This window comes from Nitrospirillum iridis (assembly GCF_014205765.1).
In the GTDB taxonomy this organism is placed as follows: Bacteria; Pseudomonadota; Alphaproteobacteria; order Azospirillales; family Azospirillaceae; genus Nitrospirillum; species Nitrospirillum iridis.
The window spans coordinates 157,706-169,191 of sequence record NZ_JACIIZ010000012.1 but is presented as its reverse complement, the minus strand read 5'-3'; the positions used below and the strand labels follow the sequence as shown (position 1 = coordinate 169,191).

General features: G+C 68.7%; 9 protein-coding genes. 8 read left to right on the top strand and 1 reads right to left on the bottom strand.

Translation table 11 applies throughout. The features are described 5' to 3' along the window. Positions 1-48: 48 nt before the first annotated feature. A complete protein-coding gene (locus FHS74_RS20440) occupies positions 49-240 on the top strand; it encodes a hypothetical protein (protein ID WP_040848183.1) in 192 nt (63 codons plus the stop codon). A 59-nt stretch (positions 241-299) separates the two neighbouring features. Here FHS74_RS20440 and FHS74_RS20435 read toward each other — a convergent pair whose 3' ends face one another. After that, positions 300-1,406 (bottom strand): NUDIX hydrolase, encoded by a 1,107-nt coding sequence (locus FHS74_RS20435; protein ID WP_425491334.1) that lies wholly within the window; start codon positions 1,404-1,406, stop codon positions 300-302. A gap of 279 nt (positions 1,407-1,685) precedes the next feature. On the opposite strand from FHS74_RS20435, the gene FHS74_RS20430 reads away from it, so the two are divergent. From FHS74_RS20430 to FHS74_RS20400, 7 genes are all read left to right on the top strand, one after another. Beyond that, the gene (locus tag FHS74_RS20430; RefSeq protein WP_184804259.1) at positions 1,686-6,545 is read left to right on the top strand and encodes an NAD-glutamate dehydrogenase; all 4,860 of its coding nucleotides are present in this window, start codon (positions 1,686-1,688) and stop codon (positions 6,543-6,545) included. Between the two features lie 282 nt (positions 6,546-6,827). Next, a complete protein-coding gene (gene coaBC / locus FHS74_RS20425; RefSeq protein ID WP_184804255.1) occupies positions 6,828-8,111 on the top strand; it encodes a bifunctional phosphopantothenoylcysteine decarboxylase/phosphopantothenate--cysteine ligase CoaBC in 1,284 nt (427 codons plus the stop codon). Beyond that, entirely contained in the window at positions 8,111-8,581 is a 471-nt protein-coding gene (gene dut, locus FHS74_RS20420) for a dUTP diphosphatase (protein WP_184804252.1), read from the top strand. Before coaBC ends, dut begins: the two co-directional genes overlap by 1 nt. Positions 8,582-8,598: 17 nt before the next feature. Then, entirely contained in the window at positions 8,599-9,054 is a 456-nt protein-coding gene (locus FHS74_RS20415; RefSeq protein WP_184804249.1) for an RrF2 family transcriptional regulator, read from the top strand. Between the two features lie 18 nt (positions 9,055-9,072). Next, positions 9,073-10,038: a cysteine synthase A gene (cysK, locus tag FHS74_RS20410; RefSeq protein ID WP_184804246.1), complete on the top strand. Its 966-nt coding sequence runs from the start codon at positions 9,073-9,075 to the stop codon at positions 10,036-10,038. Between the two features lie 169 nt (positions 10,039-10,207). Further along, positions 10,208-11,023 (top strand): HesA/MoeB/ThiF family protein, encoded by an 816-nt coding sequence (locus tag FHS74_RS20405; RefSeq protein ID WP_184804243.1) that lies wholly within the window; start codon positions 10,208-10,210, stop codon positions 11,021-11,023. Next, complete coding sequence (locus tag FHS74_RS20400; RefSeq protein ID WP_184804241.1) at positions 11,020-11,451, top strand: DsrE family protein; 432 nt, start codon at positions 11,020-11,022, stop codon at positions 11,449-11,451. The genes FHS74_RS20405 and FHS74_RS20400 overlap by 4 nt, the downstream gene beginning before the upstream one ends. The last annotated feature ends 35 nt before the right edge of the window (positions 11,452-11,486 follow it).

Genomic DNA, 11,486 nt, shown 5'->3' with positions numbered 1-11,486 from the left:
ATAACCCGCACCCCGTTTGCACAATCCAGAAGCGAGTCCGGCAGTCCCATGAGCAAGGCGCTTGAGATCCTGAAGTCCTACGCCCCGGCGACGGTGGCCGAGGAAAACGTGCTGAACGATATCCTGGACCGGCTGGGCCGCCGCACCCTGGACGCGGACACCGCCGTGGAACAGATCATCGACCGGCTGGACTGGCCGCTGGATCGCGCGGCGGCCGAAGTGGATGCTTATCTGGAGTGACCTTGTGCGCCGGCGGCCGCCGGATGGCGGCGCCCGGCGCTTGAGGGCCGAAAAAACCATCACTCCGTGATGCGTATGGTGGGCAAGCCGACGCCGGCGGCGGCGCGTTCGCGCAGGATTTCGCGGCGGAAGCGGTAGAGTTCGGCGGGACGGCCGCCGGTGCGCACTTCCAGGGCGCCCGTCGCCTCCACCAGGCCACCAGCGATCAGCAGGCGGCGGAAGTTCTGCTTGTGCAGGCGCACGCCCGACAGCGCCTCCACCAGGCGCTGCAGCTGGAACAGCGTGAACTGCGGCGGCAGCAGGTCGAACACCACTGGCCGGTATTTCAGCTTGCCCCGTACCCGGCCCAGCGCCGCCGCCAGGATGCGGCGGTTGTCCTGCGCCATGGGAATGCCGGTGGCGCCCAGGGCGTCGGGCTGCACCGGGCCCGACCACAATCCCGCCACGTCGGCCGGCAGCTTGCCATTCTGGGCCAGGCGGGCCAGCACGGCGCGGTCGCGCGGCGCCTCGGCCACCAGGCCGGCCTCGTACAGCAGCTCATACCGCTCCAGCACCCGTTCATAGTCCCAGGCGTCGTCGTCGGGGCTGAAGGTGGTGTGCACGCGGTCGCGGCGCAGGGCGGCCAGGTCGGGGTCGTGCGCCGCCCAGCGCTCCAGCGCTGGCAGCAGGGTGCGGGCGATGACGGCCGGCCGGCCGTCGCGCCAATCCTCCCACGGGAAATAGCTGTACCAGTCGTGCCACTCGGCGGCGCCGGAACCCGACAGCGGTGCCTCGCGCGTCAGGGCGATGTAGCCGACGGACACCACGCGGGTGTCGCCGTCCACCTCGCGCAGATCGCGGTAGCGGTCGCCGAAGGTGTACAGCTGCTCAACATAGCCCAATGGCAGGCCCGTCAGTTCCGTCACCCAGCGGCGCAGGCCCTGCTCCAGGGTGCGGTGCCGTTCGGGCGCGAAGGGGCCGAAGGGCAGCGCGTCCCAGTCACCGCTGGCCTGCTGCTGCGGTGTGGCCAAGTCATGGGTCAGGCGCCGCACCACCAGCACGCGCGGCACCTCCCGCGTCACCGCCACGATCACGGCGGTGAGGCCGATGGACGCCCGCTCGGGCGAGGGTGCCGCCGCCGGGGGCGACACGGTGGGGGCGGCTTGGGGCTGCCGGTCGCTGGTCACGAGTCTCCCGCCAAATCTGTTTTCTGGGCACCTTTTCCGGGCCCGGGGCGGAGGCCCGTCCCGGGGCGCGACAGAATGTGTTGTCCGAGACGCTTTTGACGGCAAGAGAAAGTTCACCGGCCCCTGTTAAAAGACGACAATCTTCTTATTGTCCTAGGGGGCGGGATGCCCCTTCGTTTCCCCACCGCGGTTTGCCTATGGTAGGCCCCGCGAATTAACGGGCCGCCGGCATGTGAGAGCCACATGTTGAGAGACGGCCCGACTTCGGGAGAGAGACCCATGGCGCTCAAAGCAGAGCAGCGCAAATCCGAGCTGACCGACCAGATCGCCGCCAAGGTGCGGGACCGCCTGTCGCGGGAGAAGTCCGGTCCGGCCGAACGCTTCGTTCGGCAGTTCTACGCCAACGTGCCCCCGGACGATATCCTGCGCAGCAGCAGCGATGAGCTGTACGGCGCCGCCATCGCCATGTGGCAGTTCGGCGCGGTCCGCAAGGCCGGCGTCGCCCAGGTGCGCGTCTGCAATCCCAAGGTGGAGCAGGACGGCTGGCACGCCCCCCACACCGTGGTGCAGATCGTCAACGACGACATGCCCTTCCTGGTGGACAGCGTTTCGGCGGAACTGAACCGCCACGGCCTGACCGTCCACCTGGTCATCCATCCGGTGGTGAAGGTGCGGCGCGACGCCGAGGGACGCCTGGTTGAGCTGTATGAGCCGCAGGCCGCCCCCGCCGACGCCAAGGCCGAGAGCTTCATGCATGTGGAGGTCGACCAGCAGACCTCGCCTGAGTTGCTGGAAGAGGTTCGTGCCGGCCTGGCGCATGTCCTGGCCGACGTGCGGGCATCCGTGGACGACTTCACCGCCATGCGCCAGCGGGTGGCCGATACCATCGCCGAGTCGAAGAAGGCCAACCAGCCGCTGGACGCCGCCGAGGTGGCGGAAGGCGTGGATTTCCTGGAGTGGATCGACGACGACCACTTCATTTTCCTCGGCGTGCGGGAATACCGCTTCGGGCAGGAAGATGGCCAGGACACGCTGGACATCCTGAGCGGGGCCGGCCTGGGCATCCTGCGCGACGACGATGTCTCGGTCTTCGACGGCCTGCGCTACTTCGCCCAGCTGCCGCCGGACGTGCGCGCCTTCGTGCGCCAGCCACGCGCCATCATGGTGACCAAGGCCAACAAGGATTCGACCGTCCACCGCCCGGCGCCCCTGGACGCCGTGATGGTGAAGCTGTTCGACGACAAGGGCGTGGAGATCGGGGAGCGGCTGTTCGTCGGCCTCTTCACCTCCGTCGCCTATAACCGGACGGCGCGTGAGATTCCCTATCTGCGCCAGAAGGTGAACCGGGCGCTGGAGCGGGCGGGCTTCGACAAGTCCAGCCACGACGGCAAGGCCCTGCTGCACATCCTGGAAAGCTATCCCCGCGATGAGCTGTTCCAGATCAGCGATGATGAGCTGTTCGACATCGCCATGGGCGTCCTGCACCTGCAGGACCGCCAGCGCGTGGCCCTGTTCGTGCGCAAGGACCCGTTCGAACGCTTCGTCAGCGCCCTGATCTACGTCCCCCGCGACCGCTACGACACCGACCTGCGGCTGCGCCTTCAGGGCATCCTGGAGCAGGCGTTCGAGGGCAAGACGACGCAAAGCCACGTCATGCTGTCGGAAAGCGTGCTGGCCCGCGCCCACCTGATCATCCAGACCACGCCCGGCAAGGTCCCGGACTTCGACGTCCGCGACATCGAGGAGACGCTGATCGAGGCGGCGCGCGGCTGGGGCGAGCGGCTGCAACAGGCCCTGGTCGATGCCAAGGGGGAGGAGGTCGGCCTGCGCCTGGCCCGCCGCTACCGCCGCGGCACCCTGGCTGACGGCTATCGCGAGACCTACACCCCCGAAGCCGCCGTGATGGATATCGAGCGGCTGGAAACGGTGGCCGAGACGGGCCGCATCGCGCTGAACCTGCACCGCCCAGTGGAGGCCGAGCCGCACGAGCTGTTCTTCAAGGTCTATCATGACGGCACGCCGGTGCAGCTGTCCCAGGCCCTGCCCATGCTGGAGGATCTGGGCCTGAGGATCCTGGCGGAGGGCGGCCCGCACGAGGTGCGCCTGCCCGGCCGCGACCGGTCCATCTGGATCCAGGATTTCGAGATGAAGATGGCCAATGGTCAGGCCGTCGAGCTGGATGCCGTGAAGGACGCGTTCGAGGACGCGTTCATGCGTGTCTGGACCGGCGAGGCCCAGACCGACGGCTTCAACAAGCTGGTGCTGGGCGCGGGCCTCGCCTGGCGCGACGTCACCATGGTGCGCGCCTATGCCAAGTACCTGCGCCAGGCCCGCTTCGACTTCTCCCAATCCTATATCGAGGATACGCTGGCGGCCCATGTGCGCATCACCAAGCTGCTGGTGCGCCTGTTCCACCTGGCCCATGACCCGGCCATCCTGACCAAGCTGGGGCGGGACGAGGTGGACAGCCAGCGCATGGGCCTGGTGGTGGAGATCGACCACGCCCTGGACCAGGTCACCAACCTGGACGAGGACCGCATCCTGCGCCGGATGCTGAACCTCATCCGCGCCACGTTGCGCACCAACTTCTTCCAGAAGGGGCCGGACGGCCAGCCCAAGACCTATCTGTCGTTCAAGCTGGACAGCCGCTCCATCGACGACCTGCCGCTGCCCCGGCCCATGGTGGAAATCTGGGTCTACAGCCCCCGGGTCGAGGCCGTGCATCTGCGCGGCGGCAAGGTGGCGCGCGGCGGCATCCGCTGGTCCGACCGCAAGGAGGATTTCCGCACGGAAATCCTGGGCCTGATCAAGGCGCAGATGGTGAAGAACGCCGTCATCGTGCCCATGGGGTCCAAGGGCGGCTTCGTGGTCAAGAACCCGCCGCCGGCCTCGGCCGGCCGCGAGGCGGCGCTGGCCGAGGGCATCGAGTGCTACAAGACCATGATGCGCGGCCTGCTGGACATCACCGACAACCTGGTGAAGGGCCAGGTGGTCCATCCCAAGGACGTGGTGCGTCTGGACGGTGACGACCCCTACCTGGTGGTGGCGGCGGACAAGGGCACGGCCACCTTCTCCGACATCGCCAATGGCGTCAGCCGTGACTATGGCTTCTGGCTGGACGACGCCTTCGCCTCGGGCGGCTCCGCCGGCTACGACCATAAGAAGATGGGCATCACCGCCCGCGGCGCGTGGGAGGCGGTGAAGCGCCATTTCCGCGAACTGGGCCGCGACTGCCAGACCCAGGATTTCACCGTCGTGGGCGTGGGTGACATGTCAGGCGACGTGTTCGGCAACGGCATGCTGCTGTCCCGGCACATCCGCCTTGTGGCCGCCTTCGACCACCGTCACATCTTCCTGGATCCCAACCCGGACGCGGCCAGCAGCTGGGAGGAGCGTCAGCGCATCTTCGACCTGCCGCGCTCGTCCTGGGCGGACTACGACGTCTCCAAGCTGTCCAAGGGCGGCGGGATCTTCGAGCGCGGGGCCAAGTCCGTGGCCCTCAGCGCGGAGGTGCGCCAGGCCCTGGGCATCACGGTGGAGCGCATGACCCCGGCCGAGTTGATGCAGGCCATCCTGAAGGCGGATGTGGACCTGCTGTGGCTGGGCGGCATCGGCACCTATGTGAAGGCCGGCACCGAGTCCAACGCCGAGGTGGGCGACAAGGCCAACGACGCGCTGCGCATCGACGGCCGCCAAGTCCGCGCCAAGGTGGTGGGCGAGGGCGCCAATCTGGGCTTCACCCAGCGCGGCCGTATCGAGGCGGCGCAGGCCGGCGTGCATCTCAACACCGACGCCATCGACAATTCCGCCGGTGTCGACACCTCCGACCATGAGGTCAACATCAAGATCCTGCTGCGCGACGTGATGGACACGGGCAGCATGACCCTGCCCCAGCGCGACGCGTTGCTGGCCACCATGACGGATGACGTGGCGGCGCTGGTGCTGGCCGACAACTACCAGCAGACCCAGGCGCTTTCGATCGATGAGGCGGTGGCCCCGGACACGCTGGACGATCTGGCGCGCTTCATCCGCCTGATGGAAAAGGCCGGCAAACTGAACCGCGCCATCGAGTTCCTGCCGACCGATGAGGAGGTGGCCTTGCGCGCCCAGGCCCGGCGTGGCCTGACCCGGCCGGAAACGGCGGTGCTGCTGGCCTATGCCAAGATCGACCTGTACGACAAGCTGCTGGGCTCCGACCTGCCGGACGACGCCAAGATGGCGGCCGATCTGGTGGACTACTTCCCGGAAACGCTGCAGCGCCACTACCCGCAGGCGGTGGCGGGACACCAGCTGCGCCGGGAAATCATCGCCACCGTGGCCACGAACAGCATGGTGAACCGCGTCGGCCCCAGTTTCGTGGCCGAGATGGTGGAGCAGACCGGCCTGGGTGAGGCGGACGTGGCCCGGGCCTACCACATCGTGCGCGACGCCTTTGGTCTGCCGGGGGTGTGGAAGGCCATCGACGCCCTGGACAACCAGGTGCCGGCGGCCACACAGACGACCATGGGGCTGGCCACGCGCCTGCTCCTGCGTCGGGCGGTGCCGTGGATCCTGCTGAACAGCAGCCACCCGCTGGACATGGCGGCCGGCATCGCCCGCCTGGGCCCGGCGGTGAAGGTGCTGTCCAAGGCGCTGGCCGACATCCTGTCGCCCGACGCCGCCGCCGATCTGGCCGCCAAGAAGGATGAACTGACCCGGGCCGGGGTGCCGGAGGAGTTGGCCCACCACGTGGCGGCCTTGCCGGCGCTGGCCGCCGCCACGGATATCAGCCAGATCGCGGTGGAGACCAACCGGGGTGTGGAAAAGGTGGCCGCGGTGCACTTCACGCTGGGTGAGCGGCTGGGCTTCGATTGGCTGCGCGGCCGGGCGGGGGCGGTGAAAACCACCACCCACTGGCAGCGCCAGGCCCTGGGGGCCATCGTCGACGACCTCTACAGCCTGCAGGGCCGCCTGGCGGCCCGCGTGCTGGCGGGGGAGGGCGATGACGTCGCGGCGCTGATCGACGCTTGGCTGGCCGCCAAGGCCGGCCCGGTGGACCGCATCCAGTCGCTGCTGTCGGAACTGCGCGGCGTGGCGCACATGGACGTGGCCATGCTGGCCGTGGCCACACGCCAGCTGCGGGGCCTGACGGCGGGTTGATCGCAGACCATTCCCCGGCGGCTGTCCTATCCGGACCGCCGTCGGGGAACGTTTCCCGTAAATTTCAACCCCGATTTTCCCCGGCCGGCGCTGTGGCTGGTGGGGGTGAACTGTCGCTTGCGCAAACTTCGGCGACTCCATATTTATTGATTTCACATCGCCTTGTCCGTGCATTCCTGAACTGGGTGGACCGATCTGATCCGCTAAATCGGGAATTGTCCGGCGGGCGCTGCGATTCCCCGATATTCTGCGGGGTATCGGTCCCGTGTGACAGGTGTTCCCTTGGCTGACGTCAGCGCCCCGGATTTCAGCGTTCTTGATGGCAAGCGCGTTCTGCTGGTCATTTCCGGCGGCATCGCCGCCTATAAATGCCTGGAACTGATCCGCCGGCTGAAGGAACGGGGCGTGCGCGTCCGTGCGGTGCTGACCGACTCCGCCCAGCAGTTCGTGACGCCGCTGTCGGTCGCCGCCCTGTCGGAGGAAAAGGTCTACACCGACCTGTTCTCCCTGACCGACGAATCGGAAATGGGGCACATCCGCCTGTCGCGTGAGGCGGATCTGGTGGTGGTGGCCCCGGCCAGCGCCGACATCCTGGCGCGCATGGCCGCCGGCATGGCCAACGATTTGGCCACGACGGCCCTGTTGGCGACCGACAAGCCGGTGATGGTGGTGCCGGCCATGAATGTGATGATGTGGGGCAATCCCGCGACCCAGGCCAATGTCCGCACCCTGGAACAGCGCGGCGTCCGCCGCCTGGGGCCGGCCGCCGGCGACATGGCCTGCGGCGAGGTGGGTTCCGGCCGCATGGTGGAACCGGCGGAGATCCTGGCCGCCATAGCCGGTTTTTTCGCGGAGGGGGCGGCGCCGAAGCCTTTAGCGGGGCGGCGCGCCGTGGTGACCAGCGGCCCCACCCATGAACCCATCGATCCCGTCCGCTACATCGCCAACCGCTCCTCCGGCAAGCAGGGCCATGCCGTGGCGGCCGCCCTGGCCGCCCTGGGCGCCGATGTGACGTTGATCAGCGGCCCCGTCACCTTGGCCGACCCGCCCGGTGTCCGCGTGGTGCGGGTGGAGACGGCGGCGGAGATGCTGGCCGCCAGTCTGGCGGCCGTCCAAACGCCTGCCGGGCCGGCCGATATCGCCGTCTGCGCCGCCGCCGTGGCCGACTGGCGCGTGGCCACGGCCGCCGGCGACAAGGTCAAGAAGGGCCCGGACGGCCCACCGACCCTGGCCTTGGCCGAAAACCCGGACATCCTGGCCACCCTGTCCCAGCCCGGCCCCCGGCGGCCCCGCCTGGTGGTGGGCTTCGCCGCCGAGACGCGCGACGTGCTGACCTATGCCGCCGCCAAGCTGGCGAAGAAGGGCTGTGACTGGATCGTCGCCAACGACGTGGCGACGGGCACCGGCACCTTCGGTGGCGACGACAACCAGGTGCACCTGCTGCGCCGCGACGCCGCCCCTGAGGCATGGCCGCGCCTGTCCAAGACGGCGGTGGCCCAGCGCCTGGCCCAGGCCATCGCCGATACGTTTGACCCCTCCGCCACCGCCACATCGGAAGCTGTTTGATGACTTCACCCGTCACCGTCGCCGTCACCCGTCTGCCCCATGGCAAGGATCTGGACCTGCCCGCCTACGCCACCGCCCAGGCCGCCGGCCTGGACCTGCTGGCCGCCGTGTCGGCCCCGGTCGTGATCGCGCCCCAGGGTCGCGCGCTGGTGCCCACGGGCTTGGCCATTTCCCTGCCGGTGGGCTTCGAGGCGCAGGTGCGCCCACGGTCAGGCTTGGCGCTGAAGAATGGCGTGACGGTGCTGAACGCGCCGGGTACGGTCGATGCCGACTATCGCGGTGAGGTGGGCGTCATCCTGGTGAATTTGGGCGAGCAGCCCTTCACCGTCGAACGCGGCATGCGCATCGCCCAGATGGTGATCGCCCGACACGAACGCGTCCAATGGAACGAGGTTGATAACCTGGATGAGACGGCCCGGGGCGCTGGTGGTTTCGGGTCCACCGGTGTGGCCGCTCACAAGGCGGGCTGAAAAAAATGGGGGAAGGGATGCTGCGGATTTCCAAGAAGCTGATGTTCGCCATCGAGGTGGTGCTGGACATCGCCTACAACGCCGGGTCGGAACCGGTGCAGTCCGGTGAGATCACGGCGCGCCAAGGCATTCCTAAACGGTACCTGGAACAGGTGCTGCAAGCCCTGGTGCGGGCGGGTATCCTGGCGGGCGTGCGCGGCCCCCGCGGCGGCTACCGCCTGGCGCGGGAGCGGCGCCGCATCACGGTGGGCGAGATCGTGCGCATCGTCCGCGCCCTGGAACAGGCGACCGACCCCATCGAAGAAGCGGTGGGGGCGGAGCTGGGCCGCCAGGTGGTGCGCCCCCTGTGGGCCGAATTGCAGGAGGACTGCATGCGCCGCCTGGATCAGACCACCATCGAGGATTTGTGCCTGCGCGCCCATCGCGCCGGCATCGAAAGCGAAGCGACCCACAAGCTGGACTTCAGCATCTAACTGAAAACGGAGCCCACCATGGCTGACCTTACCGCCACCTTCCGCGGCCGTGTTTACGACAGCATCCTGGAAACCGTGGGCGCCACCCCGCTGGTGCGCCTGAAGCGCCTGGGGGCGGCCCACGGCGTGAAGGCCGACATCATCGGCAAGTGCGAGTTCTTCAATCCGCTGTCCAGCGTGAAGGACCGCATCGGCCTGGCCATGGTGGAAGCGGCGGAAGCCGATGGCCGCATCTCACCTGGCCGCACCCTGCTGATCGAGCCGACGTCGGGCAATACCGGCATCGCGCTGGCCTTCGTGGCGGCGGCCAAGGGCTACCGCCTGATCCTGACCATGCCGGAGAGCATGTCGGTGGAACGCCGCCGCATGCTGAAGCTGCTGGGCGCGGAGATCGTGCTGACCCCGCCGGCCCAGGGCATGAAGGGCGCCATCGCCAAGGCGGAGGAGTTGGCGGCCGAGGCCAGCGACGCCTACATCCTGCAGCAGTTCAAGAACCCGGCGAACCCGGAAATCCACCGCCGCACCACGGCGGAGGAAATCTGGAACGACACCGCCGGCACCGTGGATTTCCTGATTTCCGGCGTGGGCACCGGCGGCACGTTGACCGGTGTCGCCAGCGTTATCAAGGAACGCAAGCCCAGCTTCAAGGCGGTGGCGGTGGAGCCGGAAGACAGCCCCGTCCTGTCCGGCGGCCTGCCTGGCCCCCATAAGATCCAGGGGATCGGCGCCGGCTTCGTGCCCGACATCCTGGACACCCATCTGATCGATGAGGTGCTGCGCATCTCCAACCAGCGCGCGTTCGAAACGGCGCGCGAGGTGGCCAAGCTGGAAGGCGTCGCCGTCGGCATCAGCTCCGGCGCCGCCCTGGCCGCCGCCATCGAACTGGGCCAGCGCCCGGAGAACGAGGGCAAGCAGATCGTCGTGATCCTGCCCAGCTTCGCCGAACGCTATCTGTCCACCGGCCTGTTCGACGGCCTGGATTGAGGATCAAGGGGGCCGGTCACAGCGCCGGCCCCCTACTGTCATTTGTCATTTCACCTAGGCCGCGACTGCGGCCGCCGGAGCTTTCCGGGGAGCGTCAGCGGACCGGAAAGCGAGGACGAGCCAAGGGGCGGATGCCCCGCCGGCGTTTGAGGCAACTCAAGACACCGCCATGGACTTCAACGATTCCCAGATCGAGCGCTATTCCCGCCACATCATCCTGAAGGAGGTTGGGGGCGAGGGGCAGGCGCGCCTGCTGGCCGGGTCCGTGCTGGTGGTGGGCGCCGGCGGCCTGGGGGCGCCCTTGCTGCTGTACCTGGCCGCGGCCGGGGTGGGGCGCATCGGCATCGTCGACGACGACACGGTGGACCTGTCCAACCTGCAGCGGCAGGTGGTGCACGACATGGCCTCAGTGGGCCAAGCCAAGGTGGACAGCGCCGCCGCCCGCCTGCGCGCCATCAACCCCGATGTGGTGGTGGAGGTGCACCGCACCCGCCTGGGCCCCGGCAATGTCCGCGACCTGATCGCCGCCTATGACATCGTCGCCGACGGGTCGGATAATTTCGCCACCCGCTTCCTGCTGAACGACGCCTGCTATCTGGTCGGGCGCACGCTGGTGTCGGCGGCCATGCTGCGCTTCGACGGCCAGATTTCGACCTTCAAGGCCCATTTGGGCGCCCCCCACCCGTGCTATCGCTGTGTTTTTCCCGAGCCGCCGCCGCCAGGCCTGGTGCCGTCATGCTCGGAGGCCGGCGTGCTGGGCGCGCTGGCCGGCACCGTAGGCTCGCTGCAGGCGCTGGAGGTGCTGAAGGAACTGCTGGGCATCGGCGACAGCCTGTCGGGCCGCCTCATGCTCTATGACGCCCTGGCGGCCAGCTTCCGCACCGTGCGGGTGAAGCCGGACCCTGATTGCCCCCTGTGCGGCGCGCATCCGACGATCACGGCCCTGCCGGGCGAGGCGGCACCGCCGGCGGGGGCACCGACGTGAGCGCCCCTGACCACTCCCCGGTGGCCCTGTCCATCGTGCTGCAGTCTGGTGGCTTCGACCGGGTGCACTACGCCCTGGTCCTGGCCACGGCGGCGGCGGCCATCGGCCGCCCGACCCTGCTGTTCGTCACCGGCCGGGCGCTGCGCTTCCTGCTGGCGGATGACGGTTGGACGGGCCTGGAGGCGGCCGACGACGGCGCGGCGCCGGTGGAGCGGGAACGCCAGTACGCCGCCACCAACGTCGCCACCCTGGCCGAGCTGGTCGAGTCGCTGACGCCGCTGGGGGTGCGCGTCATCGCCTGCGAGATGGGCTGGCGCGTCCTGGGCCTGGACAGGCCGGCCTTGCGGTCCGATGTGACGGTGGAGACGGCGGGCGTGGTCACGCTGTTGCAGGCGACCCCTGCGGGCGCCCATCTTATCCACCTCTGATCCCCGTCATTCCGCCCGTCAGCCTGAAAGCGCCG